Raw genomic sequence first — 22,112 nt, 5'->3', positions numbered from 1 at the left:
AAATTTTCATGTAATTATTAATTATTTTATTTATCCGTTACTGGTAATTGTTTATTAGTTGTTTTCAGTTTGATTTTATTATTTATTTTTTAGTAAACTTTATTTTTTAAAATTATCTTAAAGTAGAATTATGTTTAATAACTCAAATTTTAGAGATAAAATTATTGTGTGTAATTGCTGAATAATAAAGGATTTTTATGACTTTGTTTTGAAATTGTTATTTTATTTAAAAATTATTAAAAAATAAGAGTTTTATGTAGTTTATTATTTTATATTTACTTAAAACAAAACAAAAATGAAAGTCGAAAAATTATTCATTGCTGTGGCATTATGTGCTGCCAGCTTCCTCTACGCGCAGGTTGGAATTAGCACTCCAAATCCTGATAAAAGTTCTGCATTAGATGTTACAGGCACCAATAAAGGTGTATTGATCCCCAGAATTTCCGATCTCACAACAATAGCTGCTCCAGCTAATGGTTTACTGGTTTATGATCTCAAAAGGCAGGCGTTAACCCAGAACATCGGAACACCCGCTAGTCCAAACTGGATCCCGATAAGTGGGAATGTTGTTAAATTCTTCTATATGCCTTCCATCAGTATTGATACTTCTACTTTAGGAACAGGAAGAACAAAAGATTTATTCCAGCTTTATAAAACGCAGTTTTCTACTCCAAAAGTTTCAAGTACAGGAGCTCCGGGTGCAATTCCCTTTTTTGTAAACGCATCAGATCTGTACTATTATGTGACTGATTTTGACAGTGCGGTGTTAAGCAATGTAAGCATTGATGCCAATGGTATACTTCGCTATGATGTGATAGGATCGGCTACTGCCTGCTCTTTCGTAAATATTGTATTTGTAATCAAATAATTTTAAGAAGCATACAGTCATTATGATCATCCTTTTTCAGGGATGAGTATCTCGTGTACAATTAATTTAAAAAATTGATGATGATGAAAATAAATTCAATATTCCGATATATGCTTATAGCAATAGGTCTTTTTATATCAGGTAAAATGACCTCTCAAGAAATGGTTACACTCCCCAATGGCGGATGTGGAAGACTATTGGATACCAATACCTCAAGTTCAAGTGATGGTGGTTTTCTTTGTTTCAGATTGGGAAAAGAAGCTGCTAATCCGGGTAATATGACTGATACGGACGTCAATTCATTCGCTTCATTGAAACCGGGGACAGGCGCTGGCCTTTTTTGCAGTATGTATGTGGGAGTAGGAACCAATGGAGCCGATTTTCAGGCTAATAAACCTGTGTATATTGACTTTGCTTCAGATGGGTTCAATTTTAATCCCAGTTTTAATGGGGGAAATTTTGTTTTCTATAACAACGGGCAGGAAGTGTACCGTACAGGTATCAATGGACATTTCTTCTTTGATTTTGGTGATAATCAGGGGCGCAGGATTATTAAAGTAATTCCCACAGCAGCATGGGATGAAGTAAGGCTGGATTTTGGAGAAGCTATAGGGGTTGGTTTCTCATTCAGCCAGATGAGAGTGTATAATATTCTCTCAGAATACTATCTGGCTCCCATGACGTATCTGTCTCAGCCTTCGGATAAAACAGTGGCTGCAGGTGGATCAACAACTATGACTGCTGTGATCAATAATACTCCTACAGATGAAACTCCGGATACTATTACTTATCAATGGCAGGTTCTTAACGGAAGTACGTGGACTAATCTGACAAATGGTACCAACTACAGTAATGTTACATCATCCACCCTTACTATTAGCAATGTTCCTGTAGGATTTAATAATAATCAATATCGGGTAGTTGCCAATTCCAGTTTCCATACCTGTTCTTTCCAGGCAATTTCTACTGTTGGAAGACTTTTTGTCAACTCTGTAAATGATCCTGGAACTATATCGGCAGACCAGACGGTGTGTATGGATATCAGCAATGATCCTGCTGCATTTAATCAAACTGCAGCAGCACAGGTAAGTGGTTCAGCAGAATATCAATGGCAAAGTTCAGCAGATAATATAACATTTGTGAATATTACCAATGCAACATCTGTTACGTATGATGCCCCACCAGTTACACAGACTACTTATTATCGCCGGGGCGTGAGGTCTGTACTCAGCGGAAATACCACGGGTTATCAATACACCAATGTGGTAAAAGTAACAGTAAAGCAAAACTGTCTGATCAAATGTATTATTACAAACAGAATGATATGTACAAAGTTGAATTCCAATTAAATAGATTGATTTCTAATTGATTATACAAGCCTGTTTCAAAAGAAAAATTTGTAACAGGCTTTTTTCTTGCTTATTATCTGATTTTTATTCACTGTAGATGCTAAAAGTAAATTATTCATGTTATACTTCTTTAATACATGGAAATTTAGAACCATTATTTTTAAGATTTGATTAATTTTGCACCATCATGGAAAATTCAAAGAAAAAAGCAGCTATAGGCTTTATATTTATTACTTTACTGATTGATATTACAGGGTGGGGAATCATTATTCCTGTTGTTCCTAAATTAATTGAGGAACTTATTCATGCAGATATTAGTGAAGCCGCAAAATATGGTGGCTGGCTTGGATTTGCCTATGCATTTACCCAATTTATATTCTCTCCACTTGTTGGAAACCTGAGTGATAAATATGGGCGCAGACCTGTGATTCTGATCTCTCTTTTCGGATTTGCCGTGGATTATATTTTCCTTGCTCTGGCACCCACAATCTGGTGGCTGTTTCTCGGAAGAATTATTGCCGGAATAACTGGCGCAAGTGTCACTACGGCCAGTGCCTACATAGCAGATATTTCCACTGATGAAGACAGAGCCAAGAATTTTGGACTGATAGGCGCTGCTTTTGGGCTCGGATTTATTATAGGTCCGGTTCTGGGAGGAGTACTTGGACATTATGGAGCCAGAGTTCCTTTCTATGCTGCTGCGGGCTTGTGTCTGCTTAATTTCCTGTATGGATATTTCATCCTTCCTGAAAGTTTGGATAAAGATAAAAGAAGAGAATTTGACTGGAAACGTGCAAACCCAATTGGTTCATTTAAATTTTTAGGTAAGCACCCTGAAATTTCAGGACTTATTCTTTCCTTAATATTGATTTATATTGCAGGTCATGCTGTACAGAGCAACTGGAGCTTCTTTACGATGTATAAATTCAACTGGACAGAAAGAATGGTGGGGATTTCATTAGGAGTTGTTGGTTTATTGGTTGGTCTTGTACAAGGTGGGCTTATCAGATGGACTACCCCGAGGCTTGGAGAGCAGAAAAGTATTTATTACGGACTGGCTTTCTATGCAGTAGGAATGCTGCTGTTTGCTTTTGCCTCTGAAGGATGGATGATGTTTGTATTTTTAGTTCCTTACTGTTTAGGGGGAATCTGTGGACCGGCATTACAGTCCGTCATCACAAAAAGTGTTCCTTCCAATGAGCAGGGTGAACTTCAGGGAGCGTTGACGAGTTTAATGAGTGCAACTTCTATAATCGGGCCTCCGATGATGACGAACCTGTTTTACTTTTTCACGCATGATGAAGCGCCATTCAAGTTTTCTGGTGCTCCATTCTTTTTAGCATTTATTTTAATGGCAATCAGCGTTGTGATTACTTATTCTGCATTTCAGAAAAAACAAAAAGTAAAAATAGAAAAGGAGTTTTAGAATCAATAGATTTGTTCTATTCCGAACATATTTGCCGCTCCGGATTCAATCTATTCAATAATTTTACAGGAGCAGTTTTTCTGCTTTTTTAAACACAAAATAAATTATGAATACATTAGACCTGGAAAAATATTTCGAACGGATTCATTTCTCCGGAACTCCGGAAATGAGTATGGAGGTATTGAAAGCAATACACCAGCTTCATCCTAAACATATTCCTTTTGAGAATATTGACTCTTACACAGGAACAGTTCCTTCTCTGGATCTGGAAGATATTTTTAAAAAACTGGTTACAGAATCAAGAGGCGGATATTGCTATGAACAAAATTTACTTTTAAAAGAAGTTCTTTCCAGTTTGGGATTTCATGTTGAATTACAATTGGGAAGGGTAGTATGGCGAAGAGAAGAAGACAGCAGTGCTGCCAGAAGTCATTTGATGTTGATTGCTGATGTAGAAGGCCAGAAATATCTTGTAGATTGTGGCTTTGGAACAACTACACTTACTACACCTTTATTGTTGAATAACGAAGAACCCCAGCAGACCCCGAACGGACTCTTTAAGATTTCACAAAAAGAAGGAGTGTATTTCCTGTGGATCTGGAAAGAAAAATGGCTGCCGATTTATCGTTTTGCATTAGAACGGGTAGAACACGGAGACCTTGAAATTTCTAACTGGTACTTATCTACACATCCTGAATCCAACTTCAAAAAAAATCTGGTACTCTCCAAAGTAGATGCAGAAGCCCGATATACTTTCACTGAAAATACATTAAATATAAGACATGAAAAAGGTGAAAAAGAATCTGTTTTGATTCATAATAATGAAGAATTGTTTGCTATGCTGAAAAATACTTTCGGACTGAAAGAAAATGCAATAGAAGCATTGAAAGCAAAAATTTGAAATTGATATTCTTTTACAATACAAACGGGAAGCTCAGCAAGCTCCCCGTTTTTTGAAATCTGATTTTTATGAAAATTATGGATAAAGGGATTTCGTCCCGTTACTTACAATATTGCTGCCCAATCCTGAGAATGATACAGAGAAATTGCTGGTATTAAAGCTTAAAGAACCTGTAGGAGTACAAAGTCCCAGTGCATAACGACATTGTCCGTAAGCTCCTGTTTTTTTCGTAATCTTACTCTCGCTTTTCGCTTTTCCTAAACTGATATATCCCCAATCGCTTACATCTGCATTGGAAACGGTAGAACCTGAATAATAAATTGTAATCTGATATCCGGCTTCACCTCTCTTGGAGCCCCATAGCCAGCTTGCTGTCCACCATTGTTTATACCAGGTAGAAACTACTTTTGCAGCCTGATTATTGTTGGAAGCTTCCGTACTTCCACGCGGATCCATCATGATAAGACCTCCGAAAATATTGTCCCAGATAATCCCTGAATCTTTGTAAAAACACAATGTAGTAAACTTTCCGTTTTTACTGTTCCATGTTATTTCCATAACATTTGTACCGGATTTTACTTCTTCAGTGACAGCCTCTTTCAATCCCTGTTGAGCTGTTGTCAGATCATCTCCGGTATACAAATCTCCAATTTTTCCAATCTTTACAGAAGAAGGATCCATGATGTTACCGGATGCGATAAACTGATCTTTGTCGGTGATCAGGCTTTTGGAAATGTCAATGCTTTTTTGGGTTGAAATTTTACCCAATACTTTTACTTCTGCAATCTGCAGATCATTGTTCAGGTACGTTTCAAGATTTTTTCCGGATTCATTGAGTTGAAGCTGTACCGCTTCAGGAACAATTTGAGAGGAAAGAGGAGTGATCTCTTTTTTCAGGTCTGCGACGGTAGTTTTTGCCTGAACTATTTCCTGTTGATTGATTTCGTTGTTTTCATTTTGGCAGCTATTGAGTGCCAATACCGATAAGAGGGCGAAAACTTTAAAAGTAGTCACTAGTTTTTTCATAATGGATATTTGTTTGGTTGTGCATTATAAATATACTGAATTGTTGTGTAATTCTCATTGTTTTGAATTAAGTATTTGTTAATTCGTAGGTGATAGGTAGTAGGTGGCAGGGATTAGGGAAAATATTCTGTGAAATAATAATGGAGGTTGATTCAAGTCAATAGTGAATCTTGCTTTGCAAGTGAATGGTGAATTTTTTGAAGGAGATACATAATAATAACCTAAATAAAATCAGAAACAAAAGCTCACAACTCATAACTAAAAACTTGCAACTCATAACTACCAACAACACTGAACTTCCACTCTTATTTTACAAAATCTTAAAATTTGTTTAAATTTTTAGTTTACCATCTATAAATGCAATAATCTTTTGTAATTTTACAGGATGGAATTAAGCATTGGAGAAATGGCACTCATTGCCATTGCAATCGTTGTATTATTCGGTCCGGATAAACTGCCTCAGATTGCGCGTGACTTAGGTGCAGGCGTTAGAAAAATGCGTGGAGCAGTAGAAGATATCAAAACTGAAATCATGAAGGAAACAGATAATCCTGTTTCTGAAATAAAGCGTGAGATTGAAAAGGTAAAAGATGCTGCCAAAGATTTTAATCCGATGAAAGATATCGAAAAAGATATTTTAACGGAGCCTGGAACTCTTGCTTCTAATGAACCTCCGAAACTGAAGCCCGCAGATGATGAGACTCATGAGGGACCTGTAAGCAGATAATACAATGGAGGAAATCATTCAGGAAGATAAGAAGGTATTTCTTTACCTTAACAATTTGGGCGATTCATCTTTTGACCAATTTTGGATGCTTATTTCAAGTACCTGGATCTGGGTGCCTCTTTATATTATATTTCTTTATTTTTTATACAAAAATTATCAACTAAGAACTTTAGTTTTTATTCTCATATTTATAGGACTTGGAGCGGTAGTTTCCGATCAGCTGGCCAATATTTTCAAATACGGAGTAGCGAGGTTAAGACCATGTCATGACCCAACTTTGGAGCATCATATGAGAATTGTAAAATGTGGAGGACAGTTTGGGTTTTATTCTGCCCACGCTTCCAATACCTTCTTTTTGGCAACGTATTTAGGTATTTTACTGAAAAAGAAGATTAAATGGTTTCCTTATGCTATATTTGCATGGGCTCTGGTTGTTTCGTACAGCCGAATTTATTTAGGAGTGCATTTCCCAATTGATATTTTGGTGGGGGCGTTTGTTGGATCTTTGTTGGGAGTGATATTTGGTGCACTCGCCAAAAAAGTGATCAATAAACAAACTATAACCTCATGAAAAAAACTTTATTATTAGTAACTTCCCTTTGTTTCTCCCTTAATTTTTATGCTCAGGATAAAAAACTGGCTGAAGACTGTTTTAATAAAGCTGATTATAAGTGTGCCGAAGAGCAATACTTAAAACTGGCAGAGAAAGAACAGATTCAAAAATTTCAGTCGGAATATTATGATTATCTCGGGACGGCTCAGCGAAGGCTGGGGAAGACCACTCAGGCTTTTAAATCCTATGATTCTGCCTTAAAAGCAAATCCTATGTCGGTTTCCGTTTATGTCAACCTTTCATCGCTTTACAGTCAGAAAGGAAATAAGGTAAAAGCACTGGAATATATAGAAAAAGGATTGAAAGTGAATGCTGAGACTCCGGATTTATATCTTACCCGTTCCAAAATCTATGACAGCCAAGGGAAAAAAGATCTTGCTATCAAAGACCTTAATCAGATTCTGACTTTTGCACCCGATAATATTTTTGCAAAAACAGGACTCGCCAATCTGAAAAAAAATAATGGTGACCTGGACGGTGCTTTAAAAGATTACAATACCCTTCTTTCTGAGAAACCGGAATCATTGCTTTACAACGGCCGTGCTGATGTGTATTTTAAAATGAAAAAATATAAAGAAGCACTTACCGATGCTAATAAAGCCATTTCGATAGATCCGAAATTCGCACAATCCTATGTGAGCAAAGCCATGATTCTGATGGATACTTCCAAACTTAAAGAAGCCTGCGCAAATCTGGATAAAGCAGTTGCTTTGGGCTATGAAAAAGCGGTGCTGACAGATTCCTATGCTAAATGCGGCAAAAAATAAATTGAGATTCCAATCCCAGTCATTAAAATAAATTCAAACTAAAATACCACAATCAGGTTTAGCAGTTTAAAAAACGAATAAAGAGAAAGAGAGATGTTGAATATTGTTCTAGTAGAACCCGAAATACCGAATAACACAGGAAATATCGGAAGATTATGTGTAGGAACCGAAAGCAGATTACACCTGGTTCACCCATTTGGATTTGTAATTAATGATAAAAACCTGAAGCGTTCCGGATTGGATTATTGGGTACATCTCGATGTTTCTGAATATGCAGATATTGAAGAGTGGATACAGCAGATCCCTGATAAGTCCCGTGTTTTTTTAATGAGTTCACATGCTGAAAAATCATATCTGGAAACCGATTTTCAGGATGGAGATTGGCTGGTTTTCGGAAAAGAGAGTGTAGGACTGAGTAAAGAGGTTCTGGACCGTTTTGAAAATCATCTGACCATTCCTATGTCAAAACTGATCAGAAGCTTTAATATTGCCAATTCCGTTGCTTTTGTAGTGGGTGAGGCGAAAAGACAGATCAATCTGAAATAAAAGTTGATCTTATATTTTTAATCAAATAATAAGATTTAAAGCTGGATAAATCAAAGACCCTTCTGAATTAAGAAGGGTTTTAATCGTTATGATAAGGCTTGCCCTGCAAAATCTGATCAGCACGGTAGAGCTGTTCCACAATAAAAAGGCGGATCATCTGGTGGGTAAAGGTCATTTTGGATAATGACATTTTCTCATTTGCTCTGCTGTAGATCTCTTCAGAAAAGCCATAAGCACCTCCAATCAGAATATGTACTTTTTTTACAGAAGAATTCATCCAGGTATCAATTTTCTGTGCAAATTCACGGCTGGTAAACTGTTTTCCTTTTTCATCAAGAATCACTACCAGATCGTTTTTATCAATATGATTTAAAAACAATTTAGCTTCTTCTTTTTTAAGAAGATCAGGAGATAGGTTTTTAGCATTTTTAACATCCGGGATTTCAGTGATTTCAAAATTCCAGTGTTTGGGTAAACGGTTGAGATAATAATTGATTAAAGACATAATTTCCTTATCGTCTGTTTTACCGATACAAAGTAAACTGATTCGCATTGTAAGAAGTTTCAGAGGGCAAAGATACGGCTTCAGGAAGGAAAGTTCAAAGTTTTGGGTTGAATGTTGATGGTAGTTTTTTTGCTAGTTGCTAGTTGCTAGTTGCTAGTTGCTAGTTGCTAGTTGCTAGTTGCTAGTTGCTAGTTGCTAGTTGCTAGTTCTATTTCGGTTATTATTATCTTGTATCTCCTTCAAAAAATTCACCATTCACTTGCAAAGCAAAATTCACTATTGACTTCTACCAACCTTCATTACTATTTCACAGAGTATTTTCCCTAATCCCTGCTACCTAATTCCTACCACCTATCACCCTTTATCTTTTCCCTATTTAATTTAATTCCCCTACATTTGTATAAAGACAAACAGATCGATGAGTGTAAAGGTTCCCAGATTTATTTTGAAGATTCAAGAGTTTTTTGACAGCATCCATATTCCTGTTTTGGGAATATCGCTTTGGCAGATGTTTCAGATCTATATTTCCGGGATTTTCAAAGGAAAAATAGGGAGGAAAGCCGCTGCTATTTCCTGGAGCTTTACCATCAGTTTATTCCCGTTTCTTCTGTTTTTGCTTTCTGTTTTACCTTACATGCCGCATTATGACAAGCTTCAGTTCTATATTTTTGATGTACTGATGCATAATGTTTTCCCTTCTAATATGGAAGGAGATGTCAGAGGATATATAGAAAACAATATTATTCCAAATATGAGAGGGATCAGTAATCTGACCATTGTTCTGGCACTTGTTTTTGCTACGAATGGTACATTTTCTCTGATCAATGGCTTTAATGAAAATACGGATGAAAAGCTGAGTGATGTAAAAGAGTTTATTCTTTCATTCTTTATCACAATAGGCTTTATTACCATTGTTTTTTTAGCACTTTTCGGCGTGTATTATGTGGAGGTCGTGATGAAGCTTTTTACACCAGCTTATGATATTACCTGGCTTGTAGATAACCTTTCCAGTATTATTGGATTCGTTTCTTTTCCGCTTTTTTATTTTATCCTTCTGACTTTATTTTACTGGCTGGGGACTGTTAAAATTACAAGATTCCGTCAGGCAGTTCCCGGTGCTATTTTAACCACAATACTATTTGTTGTTACTACTTATATTTTTGCTATTTATGTAAAGGATATTGCGAGGTACAACGTCCTTTACGGATCCATTGGAAGTATGATTCTGCTGATGGTTTGGGTGAATGTGAATGTATATCTGCTTTTATTCGGAAATGAACTGAATATGGCTATCAGAAAGCTCAGAATAGAAAAGCTGCTGTCTGATGAAATCCAGAGAGAAACCATACACTATCATACCCAGATTACAGAACCTGACTTTGATGGTGATGAAGAGCATAAGAGAAAGCTGGAAAACCGGAAGAAAGATTAATTCTCTTCCAGTTCGGGATTTTCTTTTGAACTTACACTTAATATGGTAAACCCTGCAATGGCAGCTATAAAAGAAGCAATCAAAATAGCAAATTTAGCTTCATCCTGAATAGGAATTTCTCCTTTAAAGGATAGCAGTGCAATGAAAATGGACATGGTAAATCCAATTCCGGCCAATAAACCTACACCAATCATCTGAAGCCAGTTGCTGTTTTGAGGCAGGGAACTCAGCTTTAATTTGATCGCAATGAGCGAAAACAGATTGATACCGATCAGTTTACCCAATACCAGACCGCAAATAATTCCTAAACCTAATGTACTTGTAACACCGGCAACCATTTCACTGGAAAAAGTGATGTTGGTATTCGTTAAAGCGAATATAGGCATGATCAGAAAGCTTACCGGAATGTGAAGCTGATGCTCCAGTTTTTCCAATGGTGATATTTCTACATTCGAAGCGTTGGTAGGGATTGAAAATGCGAGTAAAACACCCGCTATTGTGGCATGAATTCCGGAGTGATGAAGGAAATACCATAAAAATAGTCCTGGAATAATATAAAATATAGTTTTGGTTACCTTTAAGAAATTTAAAATAAATAATAAGGCAGTCACCCCAAAAGAGAGTAGAAGATAAGTCCAGTGAATCTGCTCGGTATAGAAAATTGCAATCACAAGAATAGCTCCCAGATCGTCTACAATAGCCAATGCCGCTAAAAATATCTTGATAGAGTTGGGGATCTTTTTACCCAGCATGGAGATAATAGCCAGTGAAAAAGCGATATCTGTAGCCATAGGAATTCCCCAGCCATTGCTGTATTCTGTTCCGGTATTGAAAATACTGTAGATTCCTGCTGGAATAAGCATTCCGCCCACCGCTGCAAAAATAGGCAGTGAAGCATTTTTAAAGGATGAAAGTTCTCCTTCTACAAGTTCCCGTTTTATTTCAAGACCTACCAGAAGGAAGAATACTGCCATCAATCCGTCATTGATCCAGATGCTGACAGGATATTCCAATCCAAAAAGATGGGTACCCACTTCTTTGTCTAAAAAATGCTGGAAGTTCTCCGCAGCAGATGAATTGGCAATAAGTAATGAAACAAGTACACAGAAAATAAGAATAATTCCTGAAGACTGGCTGTTGTTGAAAAATTTTTTAAAATAAAGAGATAAATTCATGTTTATGATTGTAGTCGTCTCACTCTTGAAACACCATTAATATTCTTAAGTTTTTTGAAGGTTTCCTCCAGCTGACCTTTATTTTTGACTTCGAGAATAATATTTCCAGTGAAAACACCATTGTTGGATTCAATGGAGAGACTCTTCATATCCATTCCCATACTTCCGCTGATGACAGTGGTGATATCATTGATCATACCCATTCTGTCAAGTCCTTCAATTTCAATTTTCACTCTGTTTTTGAAGCTTTCGGCATTCACCCATTTGGCAGGAATGACACGGTAGTCATATTGTGCTCTCAGGTTGATGGCATTCGGGCAGCTATCACTGTGAACTTTAATTCCGTCTGAAATAGTGATGAATCCGAAAATTTTATCTCCCGGAATCACGGTACAGCATTTTGCATAGCTGTAGTTTAGTTTTTCCTCATCTTTCCCAAAGATAATCATGTCAAGGTTTTCCTCTTTTGGTTCCTCGAAATGCTGATTTTTTGGCGGAGATTTTCTGAATCTTGAAAGCAAGTTGTTAAATACGTTTTTACTTTCAAGATATTTTCTCAAACTGCTGACATCCAGTTCGTTGCTTTGGAATTTAAGAAACAATTCTTGAGAAGATTTTAAATTAAAGAACTTTTGAAGTTTATTAATTTCCTCATCATTGAAATTGATTTTCGCATGACGAAGTTTTCTTTGCAGGATTTCTTTTCCTTCCTCTACCAGTTGGTTTTTCTGAGAGTTCAGATAACTTTTGATCTTTGATTTGGCTTTCGATGTTACTACGAATTCCAGCCAGTCAGATTTTGGTTTCTGATTCTGTGAAGAAAGGATATCTACCTGATCTCCGTTTTGAAGGGTATAAGAAATGGGAACCAATTTTCCATTGATTTTGGCACCCAGACATTTCATCCCCAAGTCGGAATGGACTGAGAAGGCAAAATCCAGGGCAGTAGCATTGGTTGGCAAAATTTTAATTTCTCCTTTCGGGGTAAATACAAATACCTCTTTGGAGTATAAATTAAGCTTAATATTATCCAAAAGCTCCGAAGTAGAAAGATTCTGCTGCTGTTCCAGTACTTCGCGGATTTCAGTTACCCATTTTTCAAAGTTTCTGTCATCAGAACTCTGTTTGTAACCTTCTTTGTATTTATAGTGGGCAGCAACTCCTTTTTCAGCAATTTCATCCATTCTTTCCGAACGGATCTGTACTTCAATCCATTTTTTGTCCGGTCCTAAAACCGTTAAGTGTAAACTTTCGTATCCTGTAGAACGGGGTTGCGTAATCCAGTCACGCATTCTTGACGGGTTACTGTGGTATACATCTGTAACGATGGAGTAAATTTTCCAGGCTAAAAACTTTTCATTTTTTGCATCTGATTTATAAATAATCCTGATGGCATAGTTATCAAAAACTTCCTCAAAAGAAACTCCCTGTTTCAGCATCTTTCTGTAAATGGAAGAGATGGCCTTTGCACGGCCTTTAATTTTAAAGTTTAAGCCCTCTTCACCAAGTCTTGCAGATACTTCTTTGGTAAACTCGTTAATATATCGTTCACGGTTTTCTTTGGCAAGTTCCAATTTTTCCGTGATCTCGTTATATACTTCGGGGCTGTTATATTTTAAGGAAAGATCTTCCAGCTCAGATTTGATGTTGTACAATCCAAGACGGTGGGCCATTGGAGCATAGATATAAACCGTTTCTGAAGCGATTTTTTTCTGCTTATCCGGGGCCATACTTTCCAGAGTCCGCATATTGTGAAGACGGTCTGCAATTTTGATCAGAATAACCCTGAAATCCTCAGATAAAGTCAATAGCAGTTTTCTGTAGTTTTCAGACTGTACAGAGATATTCTGGTGGTTCATGATGGAAATCTTCGTCAGACCATTCACGATACTGGCAATTTTTTCTCCAAAGATTTTTTTCAGATCCTCATAAGTATAATCGGAGTCTTCAATCACATCATGCAAAAGCGCACAGGCAATAGAAGTAGCTCCCAGACCAATCTCTGTCGCTACAATTTTAGCAACAGCAATAGGGTGGTAGATGTAAGGTTCCCCAGATTTTCTCCTTTGATCCTTATGAGCATCCAAAGCGATATCGAATGCTTTTCGGATGAGTTTGTTATTTTCCTCATCCAACGTTCTGTATGTGTTAGAAATCAAGTCCTTATATCTGGCAAGGATCTCTTTATTCTCTTGTTCTAAATCGTAACTCATTTGTGCGCATACCTATAATAAGACGAAAATACGAAATTTTTTAGTTTTTTCAAACATAAAAGATCCGCAGAATACACTACGGATCTTTGGTTATTAGGTTTTAAGCCGATTAGAATTTCACTTCAGAATTCATACCGTCGCTTGACGTTTTAATTTTTATATCAGGGCTGTTCTGTATTTCAGCTCTGTTTCTTGCATCAATATACTTTTTAATAGTGTCATAATTGGTTTCATTGATATTCATATTTTCAAACAAATATGATTTCAAAGCTGCATTCTGAATAAATGCATTCCGGGCAATATCAATCTGATTGATATCATTCACGGTAACACTTGCCAGATATTGGGAATTATTAGAACCATTATTAAGGTATACAATGTAATCTGAGTTTTCAAATCCTGAATTTTCCAGATCACTTTCCAGTTTTTTGTAGTCGCTGTGATGATCAAATAGTCCAGCTAATATATGTGACATAGTTAATTGGTTTTAAAGTTATGACTAAAGTTAGTAATAATTTTCTGATTATCATTGTGTTTAAGGCAATATAATTTGTTAATTAATATTCTGTTTTCAATAGAAAATGATAATATCTATGAATAATTATTGAACAGGTGTTTAATTTTAACAATTGAATAATATTTGAGTTTGTAGAACAAAAGCTTCCAAACTTCTACTTTAGTAAGATTTGGGAAGGACAGTGAAGATTATTTTCTTAAGCCAAAATGAAAGTCATTATTAGAGAAATTGTTTATTATTCATGGTACTAGCAATGTGTTTGTGCCAATAGGGGATATGTACTAAGAATATTATTTTTTAAGTTTACCCGAAAAAATAAATAATATCCAAAATAGAAAACCAAAAATAATATCAAATATGATATTCAATGACTTTCCTTCATGGGATGTTATGCTACTAAGAATATCAATTATTATCAAAATTCCACAAAACTTCAACAAATATGTAATTGCCCTAATAATATCCTTCATTATTATTTTGTATTCTACATTCTGTTTCTTTAGCATTTTCATTGTGTTTTTTATTAAGTTTAATTGATCAAATATTCCTGAATAAATCAAATTTTTGTTTATGATATAAAAATAATCAAAATTACATTATTAGGTTATGTATTATATAGAAGAAATTATTTTCTTCAACTGAAATTACAAACATTGGAGGAATAAAGGTTTTATTGTATTATGTTCGTGAGTGAGATGCTTTGGTTTAATTCTAGTTATATTATTTCATCAATAAATAAAAAAAGCCCCGAAAATAACTTTCAGGGCTTTCATTGGTTAAAAAATTGAATATAATTAAATTCTTTCGTTTTTGATTTCCTCTACAATTTCGGGATTTAAAAGCGTGCTGATATCTCCAAAATTACTGAAGTCACCCTCTGCAATTTTTCTAAGGATTCTACGCATAATCTTTCCTGAACGCGTTTTCGGAAGTCCGGAAACAAACTGTATCTTATCCAGCTTGGCAATAGGCCCGATCTGATCTGAGATCAGCTGGTTGATTTCTTTTTTAAGATTTTCTTTATCACGGCCTTCTCCTGTTTCTTTAAGGGTTACATAGCCATATAAGGCATTTCCTTTGATGTCGTGCGGATAACCTACAATAGCAGATTCCGCAACGGCAGGGTGCTGGTTGATGCTGTCTTCAATAGGAGCTGTTCCCAGATTGTGTCCGGAAACGATGATCACATCATCTACACGTCCGGTAATTCTGTAATAACCAACTTCATCCCTTAGTGCACCATCTCCGGTGAAATATTTCCCCGGGAAAGCGGTAAAATAGGTTTCCTTATATCGTTGATGGTCTCCCCAGATCGTTCTTGCGATTCCCGGCCATGGAAAACGGATGCAAAGATTTCCGGTTACCTGATTTCCTGTAATTTCATTTCGTTTATCATCCATCAAAACAGGTTGTACACCCGGCAATGGAAGAGTGGCATAAGTAGGCTTAGTTGGCGTTACAAAAGGAAGTGGCGAAATCATAATTCCTCCTGTTTCCGTCTGCCACCATGTATCTACGATTGGACATTTTTTCTTTCCAACATGATCGTTGAACCAATGCCACGCCTCATCGTTGATAGGTTCACCTACGGAACCAATGACTTTCAGAGAGCTAAGATCATGCTTATCTACCCACTCAGCACTTTCTTTTGCTAAAGAACGGATGGCTGTAGGAGCGGTGTAGAACTGAGTGATCTTATGTTTTTCAATCACTTCCCAGAAACGGTCCGGTTCAGGATAGGTAGGTACACCTTCAAAAATTACGGTGGTAGCCCCATTTAATAAAGGTCCGTAAAGAATGTAAGAATGTCCTGTGATCCACCCGATATCTGCAGTACACCAATAGATATCATTTTCCTTATAATTAAATACATTTTTGAATGTATAAGCGGTATATACCATATAACCGGCACAGGTATGAAGCATTCCTTTTGGTTTTCCTGTAGATCCGGAAGTATATAAAATGAAAAGCGGATCTTCAGAATCCATAATTACCGTAACGAAATCAGCAGAAGCTTTCTCATACAGATCGGCCATCCAGTGATCTCTTCCTTCTTTCATTTTAATTTCGTTGTGGGTTCTCTTAACGACAAGAACGTTTTCAACCGTTGGTGTTTTTTCCAAAGCATCATCAACAATACTTTTCAGGTCAAGAACTTTATTTCCTCTGTAGCTTCCATCTGATGTGATCACCATTTTTGCTTCACAGTCATTTACCCTCGAAGCTACTGCGGAAGCTGAGAATCCTGCAAAGATTACAGAGTGTACTGCTCCCAGCTTTGCACAGGCAAGCATTGTAATAGCCAATTCAGGAATCATAGGAAGATAAATACAGACTCTGTCTCCTTTTTTAATACCCATATCGTGTAAAACATTGGCTGTTTTATTCACACGGGTATACAGTTCCTGATAAGAAATATGCTGTGCTTCTTCCTTTGGATCGTTAGGTTCCCAGATAATGGCTGTTTTATCTCCTCTTATGGCAAGATGCCTGTCTATACAGTTTTTGGTAATATTGAGTTTAGCGTTTTTGAACCAGGTAATTTTAGCTTCATTCATATCGTACTTAACAACCTTGCTCCATCGTTGGTACCACACGAAATTTTGATCAGCTACCTTATCCCAGAATTTTTTAGGATTTTTGATAGACTTTTTATAATCTTCAAAATACTGTGGTAAATCTTCTATTAAGTAATTTCTCATATCCCTTTCGTTTTTTGAAATTTGAATTTATTTTATTTTAAATTTATGTTTAATTTCTGGCTTAGGCCCTGTATTCCTTGATTTTTTCCTGAATCTCATCAATGATTTTTTCATCATCAATCGTTGAAGGAATCTGAAAATCTTTTCCGTCAAGTAAAGTTCGGATCAGTTTTCTTAAAATCTTTCCCGATCGTGTTTTAGGTAAACGTTTGACAACCATAGCGTTTTTCAGAAAAGCTACCGCGCCAATTTTGTTGCGGACCATCTGAATGATATCTTTTTCAATAGCTTCTTCAGAAATGGTTGAGCCGTTCTTTAAAACCACTGTAGCAAAAGGAACCTGTCCTTTTAAATCATCATCAATACCTACCACAGCACATTCCGCGACATCAGGATGTGAAGAAACAATTTCCTCCATTTCAGAAGTTGAAAGTCTGTGTCCCGCAACGTTGATCACATCATCAACTCTTCCTGTGATGAAAATATAGCCATCTTCATCCCGAATAGCTCCGTCTCCAGAAAAATAATACCCTTTGTACTGAGACAGATAGCTGTTTTCAAAACGTTTGTAGTCTTTCCATATTCCAAGCATGGCACCGGGGGGAAGAGGAAGTTTAATCACCAGATAACCTTCATGGTGAGGATCGAGTTCCAATCCGTTTTCATCAAAGATTTTAATGTCATATCCCGGAACAGGTTTTCCTGCGGATGCTCTTTTGATCTGATAACTTTCATCATGGGTCAGCAGTCCAAGCATAGGCCATCCGGATTCTGTCTGCCACCAATGGTCTATAGCCGGAACTCCGATATGTTCAGCAAACCAGTCCAGGGTAGCTACATCACATCTTTCGCCCGCCAGAAATTGTTTTTTGAAATGGGTTAAATCATATTTTTTGACCAGTTCTCCATTCGGATCTTCTTTTTTGATTGCTCTGATAGCGGTAGGTGCAGTAAACATCACTGAAACCTTATATTCTGAAATGATTCTCCAAAACGTTCCTGCATCAGGGGTCATGATAGGTTTTCCTTCAAAAATAATAGTCGTATTTCTGTTGATGAGTGGTCCATACACCGAAAAACTATGGCCAACTGCCCATCCGAAATCTGAAGCAGCCCAATAGGTTTCTCCGGCTTCCACTCCGTAAACAGATGTCATGGAGAACTTTAAAGCAGTAGCGTAACCTCCGGTGTCACGAACAATGCCTTTTGGCTTTCCTGTAGTTCCGGATGTGTAAAGCAGATAAAGTGGATGGGTAGATTCCACAGAAATACACTCTGTAGGAGCTGATTTTTCAACCAGTTCTTCATAATCAATCAGTCCATCGAACATTTCATCCTGATTATCTACTAATTTTCTGTTGTACACAACAATGTGGTCTACTTTATCCTGTGCCAGCTCAATAGCTTTTTCCACCAGCGGGAGGTAAGGAATTCTTTTAGCAATTTCTACCCCTGCAGTTGCTGTGATTAAAACTTTTGGTTTGCAGTCGTCAATTCTTACCACAAGTTCATGGGGAGCAAAACCACCGAAAACCACATTGTGAATAACTCCGATTCTCGCACATGCCAACATGGCAAAAAGAGTCTGAGGGATCATAGGCATATAAATAACCGCCGTGTCTCCTTTTTTTAATCCTAAAGAAACCAGACCTCCTGCGAATTTTGAAATTTCCTCTTTCGCCTGATTGAAGGTGTAGGTTTTCTTTTGACTGGTGACAGGAGAATCATAAATAATTGCAACCTGATCTCCGAATCCGTCATCAATGTGCTTGTCTATACATAGGTAACACATATTGAGCTTTCCGTCGGAAAACCATTGAGGGTAATCATTTTCATCTTTTGAAAGAATCTGTTTGGGGAAATCAAACCATTGTATTTCTCCAGCCTGTTCTTTCCAGAAATCCTCTTTATATTCTATGCTTTGTTTAAATAATGTATCAGTATCCATATCAATAGTCTTGTGTTTGTTTTTTGCTTATCCTTATCAAGGTTTTAAAGCTTGACAAGGATACTTGCGAGCCGGAGGCGAAGCAATCTCTTAATACTCTTAATGTCTTTATGAATCTTAATGGTTAATTTTATACGTTAAAACATTTCTTCAATCTGCTGCATCAGTTTTTTGATAGAGTAGGGTTTTGTGATGTAAGCATCAGCGCCCATTTCCAGACCTTTTTCAATATCTCTTGGATTGTTTTTGGCACTCAGAAAGATAACTTTGGTATCTCTCAGTTTTTCATCCTGTTTGATAAGGTCCAAAGTGCTGTAGCCATCAAGATTCGGCATCATAATGTCGAGAAGAATCACATCCGGGACCATTGTTTTCAAAAAGTCGAGGACTTCCGTACCGTCACGGGCAATATAAACGTCATAACCATTTTTTTTGAAGCTGTATTCCAGCGACATTAGTATTTTGTGTTCGTCATCCGCAATAATTATCTTTCTCATAAAAGGGTTTTAATGGTGTTCAACTTCATCTGTAATCTCTTTTTTCATTTTTTCGGGAATGCTTATGGTGAAAGTTACGCCCAATCCGCTGTTTTCGGCTTTTATACTTCCTCCGTGTGCCTGTACTATCTTTTTGGAAATGGCGAGTCCTAGCCCGCTTCCTGTTGGTTTTATAATATTTTGATTTTTAGACTGATAAAACTTATCAAAAATCATTTCCAGGTCTTCCTCCGGAATATGTTTCCCGGTATTGAAAATGCTAATGGCCAGCTGTTGGTCTTTTTCAAATAATTTGGTCTGGATGGTTCCCTGCTCATCTGTAAATTTTAATGCATTTCCCCAGATATTCTGAAACAGCTGAATCATTCTCGCTTCATCATATTCAAATATAAACTGATTCAGGAGATTAACTTCACTTAAATGAATATTTTTCTGCTGTATCAGGTGAAGAAGCGGGTTTAATGCTTTTTTATAGGTTTCAATAATATTATTTTCCTGAATGTGTAGAGAGATTTCACCATGCTGTAGTTTGTCCAGATAGAGAATATCATTGATGATTTCACTTAGTCTGTCGGATTCTGTAACGATATTATTTAAAAATTCCTGTTTGATATCAAAAGGAATATCATCGTCATCGGCTAAAATTTCTCCCGCAGAACGGATAGCGGTGATCGGGGTTCGCAGTTCATGGGCAACAGAATCCAGAAAGTCGTCTTTTTGGCGGTCTTTGACGATCAGGTTTTCGTTGGCTGTTCTCAGATCGTCAGACAGTTTTTGCAGCTCTTCGGACTGTTCGGTAAGCTTTTTATTTAAACTGATATTTTCCTGAGATTCTTCAAGGATATTTAAGACCTCTTTTAAAGATATTTTATCTTCTTTGGTGACACCTTCAATTAATATTTTTGCCGAAGCTGTCCCGATTCTTCCAGCCAACAGGTTTTCCGAAAATTTAATAAATCTGGAATCGGCAGTTTCCGTTTTGGAATCAATATTATATTTTAAATTAAAAATTCGCAGAGCTTGTTCTGTTTTGTTTTTGCCTAAAAAACGCTCAAGAATATTCTGAATGTCTGAAATATAGGCTGTTCCCCGCCAGATAAAAGCATTTTCATGATTCTGAATATATTTGTCAATATCTACATACAGCTCAGCAAAGTTTCTTTCACGGTAATTTCCTTTAGAACTGACGGAAACAATCGTAAACAGGCTTGTATTCACCAGCATTGACCAAAAGAAAATCTGTGGAATTCTTCCCAGATAAGGAATTGTGAAAAATCCGAAAGCATCATACATCTCTCTCAGTACCCCTTTGAGCTCCTGATTGTATGAAAAATAATACTGGGGAATAATCAATCCGAAATAACAGATTGCTAATCCTGCTATAAGTCCCGTAACAGCACCTTTATAGCTTCCTCTTCTCCAGAATAAAGCTCCGAAAAATGCAGGAGCCAGCTGGGCAATGATGACAAATGAAATCAGTCCTACAGAATCCAGTGATGTTTTCAGAATGAAATATTTATAAAAGGCAAAAGCCATGATAATCAGCCCGAAAATGCTGATTTTTCTAATGTTGGTAATGCTTCTTGTGTTTTGTTCCTCACTTTCAGATTTTAATTTTCCAAGCAATCCATAGGGAATGATGAGGTTGTTGGAAAGCATGATAGATAAGGTGATAGCGGAAATAATGATCATGGAAATACATGAGCTCAATCCTCCCAGAAAAACAAGGACAGTAATTAAAGTATTGTCAAAATGCTGTGGAATCAGAATAGAGTAGAACTCTGGGTTTACTTTTTGACCATCAAAAATCAACCTTCCACCCCAGGCAATCGGGAAAATAAATACAGTGAAGATCAGGAGATAAAGAGGGAAAAACCAGATAGCCGTTTTGATATGCTTCTCCTGTCTGTTCTCAACAATGGCGGTGTGAAACTGTCTCGGCAGAATGCAGATTGCCGTGGCGGAAATCATACACAAAATCATCCAGTTCATAGCGCCTTCGATACCGTTGAAGGTATTTTTTTCTTTAAAATCTTTAAACTTGCTGGCTTTCTCATAAATGTCTGAGAACCCGTCAAAGGCATAATAGATCACGAAAAGTCCGAGAATGATAATAAAGAACAGCTTTAAAAAACTTTCCAGTGCAATCGCTGAGATAATTCCCAGTCGTTTTTCCGAAGCATCTACATATCGCGTTCCATAATAGGAAGAAAACAGGGCAATTAAGACTACAACAAAAGTAGCATTGTCGGTCAGTATATTTTTTGACATCGGAGTTTTCGTTACCAAATGGAACGTCTCCGAAATTGCTTTGATCTGCAATCCGATATAAGGAACAATGGCTAAAAGGCAAACTACAGTAATAATAGCGCTCAGGCTTCTGCTATTCCCATATCTTAATGAGATGAAATCAGCAAGACTGCTTATTTTATTAACCCTTGCAATTCTCACAATCCGGGTATTGATATAGATCCAGGCCGGAATAATCATAATAGGACCAATGTAAATCGGTAGATAATTTAATCCGCTTGTAGCTGCAACACCAATGCTTCCATAATACGTCCAGGCAGTACAATATACCGCAAGAGACAACGCATAGATGTAAGGATTGTTGATCCAAAGCTTACTCTTTTTCTTCTCTGCCAGGTGGGCAACTAAGAAAAGAAGGGCCAGGTAAAACAGGACTACAAAAAATAATGCGAAACTACTCATCATGTCTTTTTACGATTACAAAAGAAATCACAATGGAAATCATCCAGATCACGAACAGGTAGATAAGGATCATAGGATAGCCTAAAACTTCCCTTTCACTGTTGAAAAGCAATGAAATAGGAATACTGAAAGCGATCATAAGCCCTACGCTCAGTATAATAAGTTTTTGCTCGTGTCTCTTTTTCATA

Annotated in this window: 19 protein-coding genes; 9 read left to right on the top strand and 10 right to left on the bottom strand. The window is 36.8% G+C overall.

The window, feature by feature from the left end:
* The first annotated feature begins 295 nt into the window (after positions 1 to 295).
* The 4 genes from GFU89_RS15450 to GFU89_RS15435 all read left to right on the top strand — a co-directional run bounded on the left by GFU89_RS15450 (position 296) and on the right by GFU89_RS15435 (position 4,544).
* Positions 296 to 868 (top strand): hypothetical protein, encoded by a 573-nt coding sequence (locus tag GFU89_RS15450; protein ID WP_318847982.1) that lies wholly within the window; start codon positions 296 to 298, stop codon positions 866 to 868.
* A 110-nt stretch (positions 869 to 978) separates the two neighbouring features.
* Positions 979 to 2,217, top strand: coding sequence for a hypothetical protein (locus GFU89_RS15445; RefSeq protein WP_318847981.1), 1,239 nt, complete (start codon positions 979 to 981; stop codon positions 2,215 to 2,217).
* Between the two features lie 187 nt (positions 2,218 to 2,404).
* Entirely contained in the window at positions 2,405 to 3,643 is a 1,239-nt protein-coding gene (locus GFU89_RS15440) for a TCR/Tet family MFS transporter (RefSeq protein WP_318847980.1), read from the top strand.
* Positions 3,644 to 3,749: 106 nt separating this feature from the next.
* Positions 3,750 to 4,544, top strand: a complete 795-nt coding sequence (locus GFU89_RS15435; RefSeq protein ID WP_318847979.1) for an arylamine N-acetyltransferase family protein — start codon at positions 3,750 to 3,752, stop codon at positions 4,542 to 4,544.
* Between the two features lie 75 nt (positions 4,545 to 4,619).
* On the opposite strand, the gene GFU89_RS15430 is transcribed toward GFU89_RS15435, so the two are convergent.
* On the bottom strand, positions 4,620 to 5,570 hold the full coding sequence (locus GFU89_RS15430) for a hypothetical protein (RefSeq protein WP_318847978.1): 951 nt from the start codon (positions 5,568 to 5,570) through the stop codon (positions 4,620 to 4,622).
* 385 nt (positions 5,571 to 5,955) lie between these two features.
* Here GFU89_RS15430 and GFU89_RS15425 point away from each other — a divergent pair, with 385 nt between their 5' ends.
* The 4 genes from GFU89_RS15425 (at position 5,956) to GFU89_RS15410 (ending at position 8,223) form a co-directional block, all read left to right on the top strand.
* Positions 5,956 to 6,297 (top strand): twin-arginine translocase TatA/TatE family subunit, encoded by a 342-nt coding sequence (locus GFU89_RS15425; protein WP_309434977.1) that lies wholly within the window; start codon positions 5,956 to 5,958, stop codon positions 6,295 to 6,297.
* 4 nt (positions 6,298 to 6,301) lie between these two features.
* Positions 6,302 to 6,868 (top strand): phosphatase PAP2 family protein, encoded by a 567-nt coding sequence (locus GFU89_RS15420; RefSeq protein ID WP_184552725.1) that lies wholly within the window; start codon positions 6,302 to 6,304, stop codon positions 6,866 to 6,868.
* Positions 6,865 to 7,677, top strand: a complete 813-nt coding sequence (locus GFU89_RS15415) for a tetratricopeptide repeat protein (RefSeq protein WP_318847977.1) — start codon at positions 6,865 to 6,867, stop codon at positions 7,675 to 7,677. The genes GFU89_RS15420 and GFU89_RS15415 overlap by 4 nt, the downstream gene beginning before the upstream one ends.
* Positions 7,678 to 7,770: 93 nt before the next feature.
* Positions 7,771 to 8,223 carry a tRNA (cytidine(34)-2'-O)-methyltransferase gene (locus GFU89_RS15410; protein ID WP_318847976.1) on the top strand — a complete coding sequence of 151 codons (453 nt, stop codon included), beginning with the start codon at positions 7,771 to 7,773 and terminating at the stop codon, positions 8,221 to 8,223.
* Between the two features lie 79 nt (positions 8,224 to 8,302).
* Here GFU89_RS15410 and GFU89_RS15405 read toward each other — a convergent pair whose 3' ends face one another.
* Entirely contained in the window at positions 8,303 to 8,776 is a 474-nt protein-coding gene (locus tag GFU89_RS15405; protein ID WP_318847975.1) for a 23S rRNA (pseudouridine(1915)-N(3))-methyltransferase RlmH, read from the bottom strand.
* A gap of 370 nt (positions 8,777 to 9,146) precedes the next feature.
* Here GFU89_RS15405 and GFU89_RS15400 point away from each other — a divergent pair, with 370 nt between their 5' ends.
* The gene (locus tag GFU89_RS15400; RefSeq protein WP_318847974.1) at positions 9,147 to 10,160 is read left to right on the top strand and encodes a YihY/virulence factor BrkB family protein; all 1,014 of its coding nucleotides are present in this window, start codon (positions 9,147 to 9,149) and stop codon (positions 10,158 to 10,160) included.
* Here GFU89_RS15400 and nhaA read toward each other — a convergent pair.
* The 8 genes from nhaA to GFU89_RS15360 all read right to left on the bottom strand — a co-directional run bounded on the left by nhaA (position 10,157) and on the right by GFU89_RS15360 (position 22,111).
* Positions 10,157 to 11,335 (bottom strand): Na+/H+ antiporter NhaA, encoded by a 1,179-nt coding sequence (gene nhaA / locus GFU89_RS15395; protein ID WP_318847973.1) that lies wholly within the window; start codon positions 11,333 to 11,335, stop codon positions 10,157 to 10,159. The genes GFU89_RS15400 and nhaA overlap by 4 nt on opposite strands.
* Before the next feature lie 2 nt (positions 11,336 to 11,337).
* Positions 11,338 to 13,548 carry a RelA/SpoT family protein gene (locus GFU89_RS15390; protein WP_318847972.1) on the bottom strand — a complete coding sequence of 737 codons (2,211 nt, stop codon included), beginning with the start codon at positions 13,546 to 13,548 and terminating at the stop codon, positions 11,338 to 11,340.
* A gap of 109 nt (positions 13,549 to 13,657) precedes the next feature.
* Positions 13,658 to 14,023 carry a hypothetical protein gene (locus GFU89_RS15385; protein WP_318847971.1) on the bottom strand — a complete coding sequence of 122 codons (366 nt, stop codon included), beginning with the start codon at positions 14,021 to 14,023 and terminating at the stop codon, positions 13,658 to 13,660.
* Positions 14,024 to 14,859: 836 nt separating this feature from the next.
* Entirely contained in the window at positions 14,860 to 16,767 is a 1,908-nt protein-coding gene (acs, locus tag GFU89_RS15380) for an acetate--CoA ligase (RefSeq protein ID WP_318847970.1), read from the bottom strand.
* Between the two features lie 61 nt (positions 16,768 to 16,828).
* Positions 16,829 to 18,715: an AMP-binding protein gene (locus GFU89_RS15375; protein WP_318847969.1), complete on the bottom strand. Its 1,887-nt coding sequence runs from the start codon at positions 18,713 to 18,715 to the stop codon at positions 16,829 to 16,831.
* A gap of 137 nt (positions 18,716 to 18,852) precedes the next feature.
* Positions 18,853 to 19,212: a response regulator gene (locus tag GFU89_RS15370; RefSeq protein WP_318847968.1), complete on the bottom strand. Its 360-nt coding sequence runs from the start codon at positions 19,210 to 19,212 to the stop codon at positions 18,853 to 18,855.
* Positions 19,213 to 19,221: 9 nt separating this feature from the next.
* A complete protein-coding gene (locus tag GFU89_RS15365; RefSeq protein ID WP_318848309.1) occupies positions 19,222 to 21,924 on the bottom strand; it encodes an ATP-binding protein in 2,703 nt (900 codons plus the stop codon).
* Positions 21,917 to 22,111, bottom strand: coding sequence for a hypothetical protein (locus tag GFU89_RS15360; protein WP_213278718.1), 195 nt, complete (start codon positions 22,109 to 22,111; stop codon positions 21,917 to 21,919). Before GFU89_RS15360 ends, GFU89_RS15365 begins: the two co-directional genes overlap by 8 nt.
* Position 22,112 lies beyond the last annotated feature (1 nt).

Origin of the sequence: Chryseobacterium sp. JV558 (assembly GCF_033712365.1) — a bacterium.
In the GTDB taxonomy this organism is placed as follows: domain Bacteria; phylum Bacteroidota; class Bacteroidia; order Flavobacteriales; family Weeksellaceae; genus Chryseobacterium.
This window is presented reverse-complemented; position numbering and strand designations above follow the sequence as displayed.